General features: G+C 65.5%; 15 protein-coding genes. 12 read left to right on the forward strand and 3 right to left on the reverse strand.

The window, feature by feature from the left end; translation table 11 throughout:
- The first annotated feature begins 10 nt into the window (after positions 1 to 10).
- The 3 genes from trpD to moaC are packed head-to-tail and all read left to right on the forward strand — an operon-like array spanning position 11 to position 2,373.
- Positions 11 to 1,024 (forward strand): anthranilate phosphoribosyltransferase, encoded by a 1,014-nt coding sequence (trpD, locus tag J4G43_RS29015; protein ID WP_208087068.1) that lies wholly within the window; start codon positions 11 to 13, stop codon positions 1,022 to 1,024.
- Between the two features lie 7 nt (positions 1,025 to 1,031).
- A complete protein-coding gene (trpC, locus tag J4G43_RS29020; protein ID WP_208087069.1) occupies positions 1,032 to 1,853 on the forward strand; it encodes an indole-3-glycerol phosphate synthase TrpC in 822 nt (273 codons plus the stop codon).
- Between the two features lies 1 nt (position 1,854).
- A complete protein-coding gene (gene moaC, locus J4G43_RS29025) occupies positions 1,855 to 2,373 on the forward strand; it encodes a cyclic pyranopterin monophosphate synthase MoaC (protein ID WP_208087070.1) in 519 nt (172 codons plus the stop codon).
- A 12-nt stretch (positions 2,374 to 2,385) separates the two neighbouring features.
- On the opposite strand, the gene J4G43_RS29030 is transcribed toward moaC, so the two are convergent.
- On the reverse strand, positions 2,386 to 2,979 hold the full coding sequence (locus J4G43_RS29030) for a CGNR zinc finger domain-containing protein (RefSeq protein WP_208087071.1): 594 nt from the start codon (positions 2,977 to 2,979) through the stop codon (positions 2,386 to 2,388).
- 139 nt (positions 2,980 to 3,118) lie between these two features.
- Between J4G43_RS29030 and J4G43_RS29035 the strand changes: the two genes are divergently transcribed.
- Together J4G43_RS29035 and J4G43_RS29040 are read left to right on the forward strand one after the other, a co-directional pair.
- On the forward strand, positions 3,119 to 4,534 hold the full coding sequence (locus J4G43_RS29035; RefSeq protein WP_208087072.1) for an amidase: 1,416 nt from the start codon (positions 3,119 to 3,121) through the stop codon (positions 4,532 to 4,534).
- A complete protein-coding gene (locus tag J4G43_RS29040) occupies positions 4,531 to 5,787 on the forward strand; it encodes an MFS transporter (RefSeq protein ID WP_208087073.1) in 1,257 nt (418 codons plus the stop codon). Before J4G43_RS29035 ends, J4G43_RS29040 begins: the two co-directional genes overlap by 4 nt.
- On the opposite strand, the gene J4G43_RS29045 is transcribed toward J4G43_RS29040, so the two are convergent.
- Positions 5,768 to 5,932, reverse strand: coding sequence for a Flp family type IVb pilin (locus tag J4G43_RS29045; protein WP_208087074.1), 165 nt, complete (start codon positions 5,930 to 5,932; stop codon positions 5,768 to 5,770). The genes J4G43_RS29040 and J4G43_RS29045 overlap by 20 nt on opposite strands.
- 311 nt (positions 5,933 to 6,243) lie before the next feature.
- Between J4G43_RS29045 and J4G43_RS29050 the strand changes: the two genes are divergently transcribed.
- The gene (locus J4G43_RS29050) at positions 6,244 to 8,976 is read left to right on the forward strand and encodes a bifunctional diguanylate cyclase/phosphodiesterase (protein WP_208089445.1); all 2,733 of its coding nucleotides are present in this window, start codon (positions 6,244 to 6,246) and stop codon (positions 8,974 to 8,976) included.
- A 91-nt stretch (positions 8,977 to 9,067) separates the two neighbouring features.
- Here the strand turns inward: J4G43_RS29050 and J4G43_RS29055 are convergent, their stop codons facing one another.
- Entirely contained in the window at positions 9,068 to 10,405 is a 1,338-nt protein-coding gene (locus J4G43_RS29055; protein ID WP_085404589.1) for a S41 family peptidase, read from the reverse strand.
- 307 nt (positions 10,406 to 10,712) lie between these two features.
- Between J4G43_RS29055 and J4G43_RS29060 the strand changes: the two genes are divergently transcribed.
- The 6 genes from J4G43_RS29060 to J4G43_RS29085 all read left to right on the forward strand — a co-directional run bounded on the left by J4G43_RS29060 (position 10,713) and on the right by J4G43_RS29085 (position 15,595).
- Positions 10,713 to 11,846: an alpha-hydroxy acid oxidase gene (locus J4G43_RS29060; RefSeq protein WP_135213795.1), complete on the forward strand. Its 1,134-nt coding sequence runs from the start codon at positions 10,713 to 10,715 to the stop codon at positions 11,844 to 11,846.
- 13 nt (positions 11,847 to 11,859) lie between these two features.
- Complete coding sequence (locus J4G43_RS29065) at positions 11,860 to 12,486, forward strand: HAD family hydrolase (protein ID WP_208087075.1); 627 nt, start codon at positions 11,860 to 11,862, stop codon at positions 12,484 to 12,486.
- Positions 12,487 to 12,641: 155 nt separating this feature from the next.
- Positions 12,642 to 12,836, forward strand: coding sequence for a hypothetical protein (locus tag J4G43_RS29070; RefSeq protein ID WP_208087076.1), 195 nt, complete (start codon positions 12,642 to 12,644; stop codon positions 12,834 to 12,836).
- Positions 12,837 to 13,067: 231 nt separating this feature from the next.
- Complete coding sequence (locus J4G43_RS29075) at positions 13,068 to 14,279, forward strand: molybdopterin molybdotransferase MoeA (RefSeq protein WP_208087077.1); 1,212 nt, start codon at positions 13,068 to 13,070, stop codon at positions 14,277 to 14,279.
- Between the two features lie 176 nt (positions 14,280 to 14,455).
- Complete coding sequence (gene lexA, locus J4G43_RS29080) at positions 14,456 to 15,157, forward strand: transcriptional repressor LexA (protein ID WP_014494969.1); 702 nt, start codon at positions 14,456 to 14,458, stop codon at positions 15,155 to 15,157.
- Between the two features lie 207 nt (positions 15,158 to 15,364).
- Positions 15,365 to 15,595, forward strand: a complete 231-nt coding sequence (locus J4G43_RS29085) for a hypothetical protein (RefSeq protein WP_208087078.1) — start codon at positions 15,365 to 15,367, stop codon at positions 15,593 to 15,595.
- Positions 15,596 to 15,724 lie beyond the last annotated feature (129 nt).

Here is a 15,724-nt window from a genome sequence, read left to right on the forward strand (position 1 = left end):
AAAGCACGCGATGGACGACCTGAAATCGATCATTGGAAAAGTGGCGACCGGCGCCAGCCTGTCGCGTGACGAAGCGGCTTCCGCCTTCGACGCCATGATGTCCGGCGAGGCCACGCCCTCGCAGATGGGTGGCCTCCTGATGGCGCTGCGGGTGCGCGGCGAGACCGTGGACGAAATCACCGGCGCGGTCTCGGCGATGCGCTCCAAGATGCTCACAGTCGACGCGCCCGCGGACGCCGTCGACATCGTCGGCACTGGCGGTGACGGCTCCGGCTCGGTCAACGTCTCGACCTGCGCGTCCTTCATCGTCTCGGGCACCGGCCTGCCGGTGGCCAAGCACGGCAACCGTGCACTGTCGTCGCGCTCCGGCGCCGCCGACGTGCTGGCGTCGCTCGGCGTGAAGATCGACCTCAGGCCCGAGCAGGTCGGCCGCTGTGTGCGCGAATGCGGCATCGGCTTCATGTTCGCCCCTGCCCACCATCCGGCTATGAAGAACGTCGGCCCGACCCGGGTCGAGCTTGCGACACGCACGATCTTCAATCTGCTCGGCCCCTTGTCGAACCCGGCCGGCGTTAAGCGCCAGATGGTCGGCGTGTTCTCGCGGCAATGGGTGCAGCCGCTGGCACAGGTTCTGAAAAACCTCGGCTCGGAATCCGCCTGGGTGGTGCATGGCTCCGATGGGCTGGACGAGATCACCCTCACCGGCCCGACCTTCGTCTCCGCGCTCCATAATGGCGAGATCCGGAATTTCGAGGTGACGCCGGAAGAAGCCGGCCTCTCGCGCTGCGATCCCGGTGCGCTCAGGGGCGGTGACGCCGACGCCAATGCGATCGCCTTGCAGAGCGTGCTCGACGGCAAGCCGAGCCCCTATCGTGACGTCGCGCTGATCAACGCTGCCGCTGCGCTGCTCGTGGCCGGCCGCGCCAAGGACCTCAAGGAGGGCGTTGCGATCGGTGCGAAGTCGCTCGACAGCGGCGCCGCGAGCGCGCGGCTGAAGCATCTGATCGCGGTCTCGAACGGCTGAACCTGACATGTCTGACATCCTGACCAAGATCGAAGCCTACAAGCGCGAAGAGATCGCAGCCGCCAAGCGCGCGCAGCCGCTCTCGGAAGTCGAGGCCAAAGCCAAGGCGCAGGGAGCCCCACGCGGCTTCGTGCGCGCGATCAAGGCCAAGCACGCCAATGGCGACTACGCGCTGATTGCCGAGGTCAAGAAAGCCTCGCCGTCGAAGGGGCTGATCCGCGCCGATTTCGATCCGCCGCTGCTCGCCAAGGCCTACGAGGCCGGCGGTGCGGCCTGTCTGTCGGTCCTGACCGACACGCCCTCGTTCCAGGGCCATCTCGATTTCATGGTGGCGGCGCGCGCGGCAACGTCGCTCCCGGTGCTGCGCAAGGATTTCATGTTCGACAGCTATCAGGTGATTGAGGCGCGCGCGCATGGCGCCGACTGCATCCTGATCATCATGGCCGCGCTCGACGACGCCACCGCCAAGGACCTCGAGGACGCCGCCCTCGCCTACGGCATGGACGTGCTGATCGAAATCCATGATCGCGCCGAGCTCGACCGTGCGCTGAAGCTGCGTTCGCCGATGATCGGCGTCAACAACCGCAATTTGCGCACCTTTGAGACCACGCTCGCGACCAGCGAGACGCTGGCGCCGCTGATCCCAGCGGAACGGCTGATGGTGGGCGAGAGCGGCATCTTCACGCCCGCCGATCTCGCCCGGCTTGAGCGCGTCGGCATGTCGACCTTCCTGGTCGGCGAGAGCCTGATGCGCCAGGCCGACGTGACCGCCGCCACGCGCACGCTGCTCGCGCGCGAGAACGCGCCGCGCGCGACGGGTACGCGCTGACATGGCGCGCAAGCCCGCCAAGGCCAGGCAATCCAAAGCGAAAGCCGGCCCTGCCCTCACCCATATCGGCGCCTCCGGCGAGGCGCGGATGGTGGACGTGTCGGACAAGCCCGCGACCGAGCGGCTCGCGGTCGCCGCAGGCCACGTCATCATGACCAAGGCGACGCTTGATCTCATCGTCTCGGGCAACGCCAAGAAAGGCGACGTGCTCGGCACCGCGCGCATCGCCGGCATCATGGCCGCCAAACGCACCTCGGAGCTGATCCCGCTCTGTCATCCCCTCGCGCTGTCGAAAGTCACGGTCGACATCGAGCCCGACCCGAAGCTGCCAGGCTGCCTCGTCCGCGCCAGCGTGAAGGTGACGGGCCCGACCGGCGTCGAGATGGAGGCGCTCACGGCGGTGTCGGTCGCCTGCCTCACCATCTACGACATGATCAAGGCGGTCGAACGCGGCGTGCGCATCGAGGGAATCCACCTGGTCGAGAAGCTCGGCGGCAAGTCGGGCCACTACCGCGCCTGAGCGCCGCGTGATCTATTTCGCCTCGCGCTGCCGCTCGCGATAGGCGCGCGTCTTCATCCGGTTGCCGCACAGCGTCGACATGCACCACCGCCGCGTCGATGGTTTCGAGCGGTCGAAGAACACCCGGCGGCATTCCTCCGACGCACACATCTTCAGCCGGTCCAGCGTTCCCACAAGCGTTGCGTCATGGAGCTCGATCGCGATGGCCGAGAGGCCTGCGAGCGCATCCTCGCGCGCTGCCGACAGCATCGCGCCACGGCCTGCGCGCGCCTCCACCCGCAACGGAAACGGCGCGAGCGCCTCATTGAGAGTGCCGAGAACGCTCCTATTCCGGGGCCGCTCGGCGGGCTCACATTGCAGATAGGCGCGCAAGGCGCCGCGCAGTCTTAGCGCAGTCTCAAACATCGCGGGCGTGACACGCCCGCCCACGGCGCCAAGGCCGCGTTCCCGCATCCAGTCCGCAAGTTCCTTCGGCCCGCCAAGCTCATCGCTCTCCGGATGCTCCACTCCGAAATGCTTGAAGTGACGAACATCGAGCGTGTTGGCGAAATCGTAGACGTTCGCCAGCGTGTCGGGAACCTGGAATTTGCGCGACTCTTTCGACATCGGAACACCAAAGATTAGAACACCACTAAAACAGATTTACTGGTTGACAGCAAGCGACACCTGTATCCTAATTATACCGGTGTCGAATCCTTCGGGATCGAGCGCCCATTGCGATCACCAGAACGGAGACCCCGAGCCGATGGCCGATGCCCTGCACTATCTCGAACTCACCGCGCTCGCAGCACGCCTCAAGGCGCGCCACATCTCCGCGCTGGACGTGACGCGCGCGCAACTCGACCGTATCGACGCCATGGACCGGGATCTCGGCAGCTACGTTCACGTGATGGCGGAAACGGCCATCGCCGAGGCAAAAGCCGCGGACGCCGAAATCGCACAGGGCCGGTATCGGGGCCCGCTGCATGGCGTGCCGATTGCGCTCAAGGACCTGTTCTGGACCAAGGGCATTCCGACTGCGGCCGGCACCACGCTTCATCGCGACTTTCGTCCCAGCGAAGACGCAACCGTCGTGCGCCGGCTCAAGGACGCAGGCGCCGTGATACTCGGCAAGCTACAACTCACCGAGGGCGCCTATTCCGATCACCATCCATTGGTGACGCCGCCGAAGAATCCGTGGAATGCGAGTTACTGGCCGGGCATTTCGTCCAGTGGCTCGGCGGTCGCAACCGCTGCCGGGCTTTGCTTCGGCTCGCTCGGCTCCGACACCGGCGGCTCGGTCCGCTGGCCTTCCGCCGCCAACGGCCTGACCGGATTGAAGCCAAGCTGGGGTCGCGTCAGCCGCCACGGCGCGTTCGAGCTGGCCGCGACGCTCGACCATGTCGGACCGATCGGCCGCAGCGCGGCCGATGCGGGCGCGCTGCTCGGCGTCATTGCCGGACACGACCCCAACGACCCCACCTCGGTGTTCAATCCGGTGCCCGACTATCTGGCCGCGGCCGCACAGGACGTGCGAAGCTTGCGGATCGGCGTCGATGCCGCCTGGAACAGCGACGACGTGGACGTTAAGACACAACACGTGCTGGCGGACGCTATCGATGCGTTCCGTGCGCTCGGCGCCGGCATCGTCGATGTCAGATTTCCCGACGTCATGCAGGCGATTGCCGACTGGACACCGAATTGTGCGGTGGAGGCTGCGGTCGCGCACGAGGCGACCTATCCTGCCCGCAAGAACGAGTACGGCCCGATGCTCGCCTCGCTGATCGAGGCCGGTCGCGCGCTCTCCGCTCTCGATTATCAGAAGATCCTGCTGCGGCGGCTGGCGCTGCGCGGCCGCGTCACCGCGCTGTTCGAGACCATTGATCTACTGCTGATCCCGGTACACCCGTTCCCGCCGGTGACACTCGCTATGATCCAAACGCTCGGCGAGCAGCCGGATCTGATCGCGAAGCTGCAGCGCTACACCTGCCCGTTCGACATGACCGGTCATCCCACGATCACGCTACCGGGTGGTGCATCGGCAGACGGACTGCCGATCGCGTTCCAGCTCGTCGCCGCTCATCTCGGCGAGGCCATGCTCGTGCGCGCCGGCGCGGCGTTCCAGCGTGCCACGTCCTGGCACCGTCGCCATCCTTCCCTCACCTCGCGGAGGCAGCATTGACCATTCAATCCACGCTCACTCAGCGAGGCATTTTCCATGGCTGGTTCGTCGTCGCGGCGGCATTTGCCGTCATGTTTGTCGGCTTCGGCTCCGCCTACACGTTCAGCGCATTTCTGGAGCCACTCCAGCGCGATTTCGGCGCCTCGCGCGGTTCAATCTCGCTCGTGTTTTCGATTGCGGGCTTTCTGTACTTCGCGCTCGGACTCGTCAGCGGTCCGCTCGCCGACCGGCTCGGCTCGCGTCCGCTGGCCATAGCCGGCATGATCCTGATCGCGGTCGGACTTGCGGCGGCGAGCGCCGCACGTTCCCTTGTCGAGGTCTATCTCGCCTACGGGCTGGGCGTCGGCCTCGGCCTTGGCTGCGCCTATGTTCCCGCGATCGGCGCGGTGCAACGCTGGTTCATCAAGCGCCGCGGCCTTGCCTCCGGGCTCGCGGTGAGCGGCATCGGGCTCGGTACGCTGGCGATGCCGCCGCTCGCCTCATTGCTGATCGCATCGGTGGGCTGGCGCGGCGCCTATCTAGTGCTGGGCGCGATCGCGCTGGTGCTGGGCGGCGGAGCGTCGCTGCTGATCGAGAACGATCCGAAGCACCGCGGCCTCGGACCCGACGGCGATCCGCCTCGCGAGGCCGCGGGCGCAAGCAATGCCGGCGGCGCTTCGGTGCGCGAGGCCGTCCGGTCGACGCGGTTCGTCGCCCTCTACGTATCGTGTCTGGTCTGCTCGTTCGGCGCCTTCGTCCCGTTCGTCCATCTCGTGCCTTACGCGCGCGACCACGGGGTCGCAGCATCCTCCGCGGTGCTGCTGCTCGGCGTGATCGGGGCCGGCAGCACCGCAGGCCGATTCTTTCTCGGCGCGCTCGCCGACCGGATGGGCCGCGACCGCTCGCTCATCATGGTCCTGGTCGGAATGGCGTTCGCGATGGCGATCTGGGCCATCGCCGCCGATGTCTGGACCCTCGCCGCTTTCGCCTTCGTCTACGGCGTGTTCTACGGTGGCTGGGTCGCGGTGCTGCCCGCTGTGGTCATGGACTATTTTGGCGGACGCAACGTCAGCGGAATCATCGGTATTCTCTACACCAGCGTGGCGTTCGGCACGCTGGTTGGTCCGAGTGCGGCCGGCTTCGCCTATGACGTCAACCACAGCTATATGTTGCCGATCCTGATCAGCGCCGCCGCGAACCTCGTCGCGGCGCTGATCGTGGCGGCGATACTGGCGCGCAGCGGAGCCGACGCGATCAGCGCAGCGAGGAGCTGATCGCCCCGAATTTGGCGTTGAGCTTGGAGCCCATGCCGTTCACGACGGAAATGATGGCCAGCGCGATGCCGGCGGCAATCAGACCGTATTCGATCGCGGTCGCACCACGCTCGTCGGCGAGGAAGTTCTTCAAGGTGTTTGTCATCGTCGTGTCCTCTCTGTGTCGTTGGCAGGCATGTTCGCAAGTCACGTGCCAATGCCGACTCGAGGATCGCCAACATCTTAGATGGTTAAGCCTTGGTTGGCCGTGGCACGACCGGCAGGAATTGACCGGCATCGCGAGAGCGTCCGGCAATTCCTGCACGTCTTGCGTCGCGCGCATCGGTTGCTTTTGTACGCGCCCGTTCATGTCGCATTAACCGCGCTTCCTAACTTCGCCTCCATATCGTTTCCGTAAACCAATGGATGTTCTCGGGATCAAGAAGCGATCCTGACGTGTGCGCGGCAACGATCGACATGATGACGAAATATGGCAGTCGCCTCTTTGACCAGGTCTTCGTGCGCAGCGGACCGATCCGCTGGCTGGTGGTGGGCGGCACGTTGCTGATCGCGGCCATCGCCATTGGCTCGGTCCTGATGGCGCAGAATTTCCGAGAGCGCGCGCTGCGCAACAGCGGGCGCGAGCTGGAAAACACCGTCCTTCTGCTCGCTCATCATTTCGATCAGCAGTTGCAGGATTTCGCGGTCATCCAGAAGGATTTCGTCGACCACGTCCGCGCAACCGGCATCGCAAGCGCCGAGGACTATCGCAAACGCCTCTCCGGCCAGGACGTCCACCGGATGCTGCGCTCGAAGATCGAGGCGCTGCCCTACATGGGCGGCGTCAACATCATCGATGCCGAAGGCAATCTCATCAACTCGTCGACGGCGTGGCCGGCCCCCAAAGTGAACGTCGCCGATCGCGCCTATTTTCGCACTTTCAAATACGATCCTTATTCGCCGAACGTGCTGATCGAGCCGGTGCACAGCCGCGTCTCCGGCGCCTGGACCATCCTGATCGTGCGCAAGATCGTGGGACCGAACGGCGAGTTCATGGGCGTGGTCGGACGCGGCATCGAACCGGCCAATTTCGAGAAGTTCTTCGCCTCCGTCGTGCTCGGCGAAGGCGCCACGATCTCGATGCTGCATCGCGACGGCACGCTGCTCGCTCGCTATCCCCATTCCAGCGAGCAGATGGGCAGGAATTTCAAGACCGGCCCGTTCGAGCAGCAGAGGATCTTCGGGCTCGATCACTTCGCCGGCCGCATCATGAGCCCCGTCGACGGCGAAGACCGTCTGATCTCCTCGCGTGCCCTGCCCCACTTCCCGATCCTGATGATGGCAACCACGACGCGCGCGGCGGCGCTAACGGACTGGCGCGAGCAGATCGGCATCCTGATCTCGGTTGCGGGCGCCTCCGCGCTCGCCATCGCGGGCGTGCTGATCGCGATTGTGCGCAAGCTGCTGGAGCAGCACCGCGCCTCTCGCGAGCGGCTGACGCTGGAGAAGCAGCGCCTCGACCGCGCCGTCAACAACATGACGCAGGGCCTGCTGCTGTTCGATGCCGAGCGGCGGCTGGTGATCTGCAACCAGCGCTACATCGAGATGTACGGCCTGTCAGCCGAGGTGGTGAAGCCCGGCTCCAGCTTCCACGACATCATCGCCCACCGCAAGGCGACCGGCTCGTTCACTGGCGACATCGGCGACTATGTCGTCCGTGTGCTGCGCGACATCCATGTGCGCAACTCCATGGTGGTCGACACCTCCGACGGGCGCTCGATCCACATCCTTAACGAGCCGCTCGCGGACGGCGGCTGGGTGGCGACCCACGAAGACGTCACCGAGCGCCGGCGGACCGAGGAGCGCATCACCCACCTCGCCCATTACGACGCGCTGACCGACCTGCCCAACCGCACCATGTTCCACGAGCACCTACGCGCGGAGCTCGCCGCCATCGCCGATGGCGAAGAGATCGCGGTGCATTACATCGACATCGACGAGTTCAAGGGCGTCAACGACGCGCTCGGCCATCTCGTCGGCGACGAGCTGTTGAAATCGATCGCGACGAGCCTCAGCCGCTGCGCGGGTCTGCAGGACTTCGTGGCGCGGCTAGGCGGCGACGAATTCGCCATCGTACAGAGCGCGGTGACGTCGCTGGAGCAGGTCAACGAACTCGTCGCGCGGGTCTTCCAGGCCATCCGCGCGCCGTTCGACTGCATGGGCCATCATCTCACCACGGACGCCAGTATCGGCATCGCGCTGGCGCCACGACACGGCACCGCGCTGGACCAGATCCTGAAGAACGCGGACATGGCGATGTATGCCGCCAAGGCCGCCGGACGCCGCACCTATCGCTTCTTCGAGCCGGAGATGGACGCCAAGGTCCGCGAGCGGCGGCAGCTCGAGATCGATCTGCGCCACGCCATCGCCCAAGGTGGGCTCGAAGGAGGGCTCGAGGTCTACTACCAGCCCTGCCTCGCCCTGAAGGACGACCGCATCACCGGCTGCGAGGCGCTGGTGCGCTGGCGCCATCCCGAGCGCGGCATGGTCTCGCCCGCCGAGTTCATCCCGATCGCCGAAGACACCGGCCTGATCAACGAGATCGGCGAATGGGTGCTGGCCACGGCCTGCCGCGATGCCGCCAACTGGCCCGACGACATCCGCCTCGCCGTCAACGTCTCGCCGGTGCAGTTCAAGAGCGGCACGCTGGCGCTGAAGATCATGGCGGCCCTTGCCGCCTCCAATTTGCCGGCGAGCCGGCTCGAGCTCGAGATCACCGAGGCCGTGCTGATCCGCGACGACGACACCGCGCTTGCGATCCTGCATCAGCTCCGCACCATCGGCGTGCGCATCGCGCTCGACGATTTCGGCACCGGCTACTCCTCGCTGAGCTATCTGCACCGCTTCCCGTTCGACAAGATCAAGATCGACCGCTGCTTCGTCAGCGACATCGCCGGTCCCGACGGCTCCGCGAGCATCGTGCAGGCTGTCGTCAACCTGGCTGCCGCCCGCCGCATGACCACCACAGCCGAGGGCGTCGAGACCGAGGAGCAGCAGCGCCTGCTCCGTGCGCTCGGCTGCTCCGAGATGCAGGGCTATCTGTTCAGTGCCGCAAAACCGGCCGACAAGGTGCTGGAGCTGTTCGCGCTGCACCGCAGCCGCCTCGCCCAGCGCGGCGGCGAGGAAAGCCGGCACCGCGAGGCCAGCTAGGGCGGTCTTCCCAACAATTGGAAGCGTCACCGCACGAATTCGCCCGGGAGCGGTCATCCGCTCCCGGGCGATATCTGGACGTCGTAAGGTTTTAGTTCGGTACCGCCGCCTTCGGCGCGGGCTTGGCGGCGACCGCATTCGCGGTCACGCCGTGCAGGAAGTCGTAGGCCGCATGCAGGGCCTTGTCGTCCTTCTCTTCCGGCGGGACGTAGGACTGCGATCCGGTCTGCTCGGTGCCGTCGGCGGCCTGCAGATGGCCGCGCATCTGCGACTCCGCCATCGTATCCATCCGGCCCTTCAGCTCGGGTGGCACGTCCTGCAGGATCTCGATGTCGGGCGCGATGCCCTGGGCCTGGATCGAGCGGCCCGACGGCGTGTAATAGCGCGCCGTGGTCAGCGCCAGCGCGCCATTGCCGGCGCCGAGCGGAATGATGGTCTGCACCGAGCCCTTGCCGAACGAGCGCGTGCCGATGATCGTGGCACGCTTGTGGTCATGCAGCGCGCCGGCGACGATCTCCGAGGCCGAAGCCGAGCCGCCATTGACCAGAATCACCAGCGGCTTGCCCTTGGTGAGGTCGCCGCCATGGGCGGTGAAGCGCTGGGTCTCTTCGGGATTGCGGCCGCGGGTCGAGACGACCTCGCCGCGCTGAAGGAAGGCGCTCGACACCGAGACGGCCTGGTCGAGCAAGCCGCCCGGATTGTTGCGCAGGTCCATCACGTAGCCGACCAGCTTCTCCGGCGGAACGTCCTTGGAGATCGACGCGATCGCCTTCTTCAGGCCGTCGGTGGTCTGCTCGTTGAACGAGGTGACGCGGATATAGCCGATGTCGCCGTTCTCGACGTGGAAGCGCACCGGACGCACATGGATGATCTCGCGCTTGATCGCGACGTCGAGCGGAGCGTCGGCGCCCTTGCGCACGATGGTGAGCTTGGTCTGGGTATCGACCGGCCCTTTCATCTTGTTGACGGCCTGCTCGAGCGTCATGCCCTGCACGGCATCGCCGTCGATCTTGCTGATGAGGTCGCCGGACATGATCCCGGCCTTGGACGCCGGCGTGTCGTCGATCGGCGAGACGACCTTGACCAGGCCGTCCTCCATCGTGACCTCGATGCCGAGCCCGCCGAACTCGCCGGAGGTGGTCTCCTGCATCTCGGTCCAGGCCTTGTCGTTCATGTAGCGTGAATGTGGGTCGAGCGAGGTCACCATGCCGGTGATCGCACCCTCAATCAGCTTGGAATTGTCGGGCTTCTCGACATAGCTCGCCTTCACCCGCTCGAACACTTCGCCGAACAAGTTGAGCCGGGAATAGGCATCATCCGCGCTCGCTGCCGCCCGTGCCGCCCATACTCCACCGTGCGGGCTGGCGACCAGAAGGGTTAGACACGCTCCCGTGAGTGCGCCCAGGGGGAACAGCAGGTTTTTCCGCATGGATAGACTGGCCTTCTTGCTTGGAGCTTTGCTTTGGGCTTGTGAGGCGCCATGCAAATGGCGATCCAGCCCGCTGTTCACAATACCATTCTGGTTTCTTCAAGGCCGGGACGCCACGCTGGCGGGTACATCGTAAAAATCTCTTCGCCCGGGCCTAAACTTTTGGCAACGTTCCGAAACCGTTTCGCGCAACGCGGGAATCGGCCGGCCGGCCCACGCCTCTCAGCTATGCGATTTTAGGATGGTTTTGGAGGGCCGGACACGATAGGCGATGACAATAACGCTTCAAATTCTCGGGAGGACAACAATGAATGACGCGCCCCGCATCCGGCCGGAAAGGAACGTCGAACTCGGCGCCAGCGCCGAGCCATTCCAAAACCTGCACGAATTCATCCGCAAGGCGCGCGCCAACCTCAACCAGAACGCCTGGGACTATATCGTCGGCGCCGCCGAGACCGAGACCACGATGCGCCGCAACCGCATGGCGCTGGACGAGATCGCCTTCCGGCCGCGCGTGCTGCGCGACGTCCGCGAGGTCGACGGCTCGGTCGAGCTGTTCGGGCGCCGGATGCGGCTGCCGGTGGTGCTGGCCCCTGTCGGCGCACTGGAGATCTTCGATCCGGATGGCGCGGCGAGCGTCGCCCGCGCCTGCGGCACCTTCGGCGCGGCGCACATGCTGAGCTCGGTGTCCGAGCCCGGCCTGGAGAAGACCGCCGAGGCCGCCCCTGATGCGCTGCGGCTCTATCAACTCTATGTGCGCGGCGACGACGATTTCGTCGCCGATGTCGTCAGCCGGAGCGAGAAGAACGCCTACGCCGCCTTCTGCCTGACCGTTGATACCGCCCATTACAGCCGTCGCGAACGTGACATTGCCAAGCGCTATGTTCGCGAGAGCCGCCTGCGCGCCACCGGCGGCGATTACCAGAAGGGCCTGGAGTGGCGGACCGTGAAGATGATCAAGGACAAGTTCAAGATCCCGCTCATCCTGAAGGGCATCGCCACCGCCGAGGACGCCCGGATCGCGGTCGACCACGGCGTCGAGTGGATCTACGTCTCCAACCATGGCGGCCGCCAGCTCGATCACGGCCGCGGCGCCATGCATGTGCTGCCCGAGATCGTCGACGCCGTGAAGGGACGCGCCAAGATCATGGTCGACGGCGGCTTCTGCCGCGGCACCGACATCGTCAAGGCGATCGCGGCGGGCGCGGACATGGTCGGCATCGGCCGGCTGCAATGCTGGGCATTGGCCGCAGCCGGCGAGGCCGGCGTGAGGCGAATGCTGGAGTTGCTCGAGGACGAGGTGCTGCGCTGCCTAGGCCTCTTGGGCGCCACCTCGTTCGCCGAGGTCGACAAGTCCTGCCTGCACCAGGCGACCGCAACGAATGCGCCGAGCGTGTTCAGCGCGTTCCCGCTGTTCGACCATGACCCCTATCGATATTGAGTGAAAGGATGCAATGAGCTCGCTCTCTCCCGGCAGCGCGGACGCGCTCCTGTTCGATCTCGGCCGCGTCGTGCTCGACATCGATTTCTCCAAGGCGATCGCCTGCTGGGCGGGACATGCCGGCTGCAAGCCGGAAGCCATCGTCGCGCGCTATGTACGGGACAGCGAAGCCTATCGGCTGCACGAGGTCGGCAAGATCAGCGACGAGGCCTATTTTGACTCGCTGCGCGTCTCGCTCGGGATCGGCATCTCGGACGCGCAGTTCCTGGAGGGCTGGAACGCGATCTTCGCCGGCGAGATGCCCGATATCGCCGAGCTGCTGCCGCGTGCGGCCAAGCAGTTGCCGCTCTACGCCTTCTCCAACACCAACCGGCCGCATGTGGACCACTTCTCGAAGGAATATGCCGCCCTGCTCGGCCATTTCCGCGAGCTGTATCTGTCGTCCAGCATCGGCCTGCGCAAACCCGATGTGGAGGCCTTCGACCATGTCGTGGCGGCGATCGGCGTGCCCGCGAACCGTATCGTGTTCTTCGACGATCTTGCCGAGAACATCGAAGGAGCGCGGTCGCGCGGCCTGACCACGGTCCACGTGACCTCGCCCCGCGACGTCGGGAACGCCCTCAAGGCGCTCGGAATCTGATCTCTGGCCGGCAAGCCGACGGGCCGCGAATGGAACTATTTTGCCTGGGGGCGAGGAACCAAAACCCTTTGTGCATTTTTATACGGAGTTCCCGGAACGATTGCCCCTCTCAGGACTCATGAGTCCGTTGGGAATTCTACATCGGGCTTATCGTCGTGTTGGGCAAAACCTACCTCACCAAGCAGGCCTCTCTGCTGATGAAATTCGCCAGGACCACATCGGATTCTGAGCTTTCCGCCAAGCTGATCAGCAAGGCCGCCGACCTGAAATCCCAGGCCGACCCGCTGCCTGACAGGGATCAGGGCCCCGCAGCGCCGGACGTCAGTCCGTACAAGCAGCCGGGGAGCTGACCGATGCTGGCCGTGGCTCTCGTCTTTCTCGTCCTCGCCATGGCCATCCTCGTACCGGTCTGTCTCGCCTTCTGGATCATGCCGCGGCGGACTTGATGCTCACCCTTCATCGCAGAGCGGATGACGCAGGATAAATCATCCTGCGCGGCCACTGTTTTGCCTCTGCGCCTGCACTCGGCTAGAACTCTCGCCGCCGATTTGCCCGAACGGGCCCAGCAGGAGTTTTCACCCGTGGCCCTGATGCCGGTTTCCGACGCGCTCGCTGCGGTGCTGGCGGGCGCAGAGCCGCTGCCTGAAGAGATGATCGCGCTCGACGCAGCCTTCCACCGCGTGCTCGCGCGCGACGTCGCCGCGCGGCGCACGCAGCCGCCGCAGGCGATGTCGGCAATGGACGGCTATGCGGTGCGCGCGGTCGATGCGGCGAAGATCGAATCCCAGCTCACCCTGATCGGCGAGGTCGCGGCGGGCCGCCCGTTTGCGGGATCGATCGGCGCCGGCGAGGCCGTGCGTATCTTCACCGGCGGTGTCGTTCCCGATGGCGCTGATGCGGTCGTGATCCAGGAGGACACGATCGCGGACGGCAAGCGCATCACCATCAAGGAAGCCGCCGTAACGGGGCGGCACATCCGCCCCGCCGGCGTCGACTTCTCGGAAGGCGACGTGCTGCTGCGCAAGGGAGCCCGGCTCACCGAGCGCGACCTCGCGCTCGCCGCCGGCATGAATTACCCGCAATTGCCAGTCCGGCGACGCCCGAAGGTCGCGATCCTCGCGACCGGCGACGAGCTGGTGATGCCGGGTACGACGCCGGGCCACGGCCAGATCGTCTATTCCAACGGCTACGCCCTGCACGCGCTCGCCCGTAGCGAGGGCGCCGATACCATCGACCTCGGCGTTGCCGCCGATACGCTGGAGGCCACCACGGCCGGCATCGGCCGCGCGCGGGAGAGCGGCGCCGACATCCTGATCACGACCGGCGGCGCGTCGGTCGGGGACCACGATCTGGTCCAGCAGGCGCTGAGCGACGAAGGTATCTCGATGGCGTTCTGGAAGATCGCGATGCGGCCGGGCAAGCCGATGATGAACGGGCGGCTCGGCGCGATGCGCGTGATCGGCCTGCCCGGCAATCCCGTGTCATCCTACGTTTGCGGCTTCCTGTTCATGGTGCCGTTGATTCGCGCGCTTTCGGGCCGTTCGATGATTCATCACCGCCGCGAACGCGCGGTGCTCGGCCGCGATGTCGGCGCCAACGACCAGCGCGAGGATTACCTGCGCGCACGCCTCGAGCTGCGCGATGACGGCACGCTCGTCGCCCTTCCGGTCAATCACCAGGATTCCTCGCTGCTTGCGAATCTCGCTGCGGCACAGGCACTTCTCGTGCGCGCGCCATTCGCGTCGAAGGCCGAAGCCGGCACGCCTTGCGAGGTCTTGCGGCTGCCCGTCTGAGCGCTTCGTTCGCGTGCGTTCCGCGAACTTTGTCGCGTTCACGGTAAATTAAGCAGTTGCGGAACATGTATCGAACATATAGTGTCCGTTCATGATTTGTTTCGAGAATGTAGCGGCTTACTGCTGAATTCAGCGTCTCGGAATCGAACGACATCAACCGGGGGATTTTGGTCGAGATGTTAACGCGCAAACAATACGAGCTCCTGCGGTTCATCAGCGAACGGCTGAAGGAAAGCGGCGTGCCGCCCTCCTTCGATGAGATGAAGGACGCGCTCGACCTGCGCTCGAAATCGGGCATCCATCGCCTGATCACTGCGCTCGAGGAGCGCGGCTTCATCCGGCGCCTGCCCAACCGGGCCCGCGCCATCGAGGTGATCAAGCTGCCCGAGCTTCAGGCCGCTGCCGGCAGCCGCCGCGGCTTCACGCCGAGCGTCATCGAAGGCAATCTCGGCAAGGTCCGCACGACTTCGAGCCCGCCGGCGGACGAGGGCGAGCGCCCCGTCGCGGTCCCCGTGATGGGCCGCATCGCGGCCGGTACGCCGATCGAGGCCTTGCAGACCCGCAGCCACACCATCAGCGTACCGCCTGACATGCTCGGCTCGGGCGAACATTACGCGCTCGAAGTGCGTGGCGATTCCATGGTCGAGGCCGGCATTCTCGACGGCGACATGGCGCTGATCCAGCGCAACGAGAGCGCCGATACCGGCGATATCGTGGTGGCGCTGATCGACGACGAGGAAGCGACGCTGAAGCGCTTCCGCCGCCGCGGCGCCTCGATCGCGCTCGAGCCCGCCAATGCGGCCTATGAGGTCCGCATTCTGCCGCCCAACCGGGTGAAGATCCAGGGCAAGCTGATCGGGCTGTACCGGAAGTATTGATACCGGACGTGCCGGTATCGGTTATTTGGCGCCCCGCGCGCTTTCGATCGGCATCGCCGATCCGAGATTGGAGCGGACGATTGTCCGCTTCCGCTGGATAGTCTTTCTGGTTTCGCGCAGATTATCCGGCCCCTCCTCCAGCGGTAAATCCTCGGCACGCCGCACGAAGCAGCCCTGCTTCGCGGCCTTCAGGTTCGAGGAGAAGTCATGCGCCGGATCGTTCTGAGCACAATTGCTGTGGCGCTGATCGCAGCATCAGCGTCGCAAGCCTTGGACGTACAAGCCTTGGCCACGCAAGCCTTGGCCGCGCAATCGCGGCCCCATGTCCGCAAGGACACCGCCGTAAGCGAGCAAGTCCGCAAGGCCCTCGACGCCGTCGACCAACCGTCGCGGCCGGGCTGGCAATATTCCGGCTGGTCGGCGCCTGCGGGGCGCTGACACGCGCCTGCAGAATGCAAAGGGGCGGGCTTTGTTCCTGGCAGATTCGGGAAAGTTAATGTGATTGCGGCCTGCGGCGGCGAGCCGTAGATTTGCCTACAACCCGGCAGAACGTTTGGTATTTCCACT

The organism is Bradyrhizobium barranii subsp. barranii (genome assembly GCF_017565645.3).
GTDB lineage: Bacteria > Pseudomonadota > Alphaproteobacteria > Rhizobiales > Xanthobacteraceae > Bradyrhizobium > Bradyrhizobium barranii.

What these genes read in the sequence shown, in the direction of transcription:
- trpD (WP_208087068.1), top strand. Translation starts at nt 11, where the DNA reads ATGGACGACCTGAAATCGATCATTGGAAAAGTGGCGACCGGCGCCAGC.
- trpC (WP_208087069.1), top strand. Translation starts at nt 1,032, where the DNA reads ATGTCTGACATCCTGACCAAGATCGAAGCCTACAAGCGCGAAGAGATC.
- moaC (WP_208087070.1), top strand. Translation starts at nt 1,855, where the DNA reads ATGGCGCGCAAGCCCGCCAAGGCCAGGCAATCCAAAGCGAAAGCCGGC.
- J4G43_RS29030 (WP_208087071.1), bottom strand. Translation starts at nt 2,979, where the DNA reads ATGTCGAAAGAGTCGCGCAAATTCCAGGTTCCCGACACGCTGGCGAAC.
- J4G43_RS29035 (WP_208087072.1), top strand. Translation starts at nt 3,119, where the DNA reads ATGGCCGATGCCCTGCACTATCTCGAACTCACCGCGCTCGCAGCACGC.
- J4G43_RS29045 (WP_208087074.1), bottom strand. Translation starts at nt 5,932, where the DNA reads ATGACAAACACCTTGAAGAACTTCCTCGCCGACGAGCGTGGTGCGACC.
- J4G43_RS29050 (WP_208089445.1), top strand. Translation starts at nt 6,244, where the DNA reads ATGATGACGAAATATGGCAGTCGCCTCTTTGACCAGGTCTTCGTGCGC.
- J4G43_RS29055 (WP_085404589.1), bottom strand. Translation starts at nt 10,405, where the DNA reads ATGCGGAAAAACCTGCTGTTCCCCCTGGGCGCACTCACGGGAGCGTGT.
- J4G43_RS29060 (WP_135213795.1), top strand. Translation starts at nt 10,713, where the DNA reads ATGAATGACGCGCCCCGCATCCGGCCGGAAAGGAACGTCGAACTCGGC.
- J4G43_RS29065 (WP_208087075.1), top strand. Translation starts at nt 11,860, where the DNA reads ATGAGCTCGCTCTCTCCCGGCAGCGCGGACGCGCTCCTGTTCGATCTC.
- lexA (WP_014494969.1), top strand. Translation starts at nt 14,456, where the DNA reads ATGTTAACGCGCAAACAATACGAGCTCCTGCGGTTCATCAGCGAACGG.
- J4G43_RS29085 (WP_208087078.1), top strand. Translation starts at nt 15,365, where the DNA reads ATGCGCCGGATCGTTCTGAGCACAATTGCTGTGGCGCTGATCGCAGCA.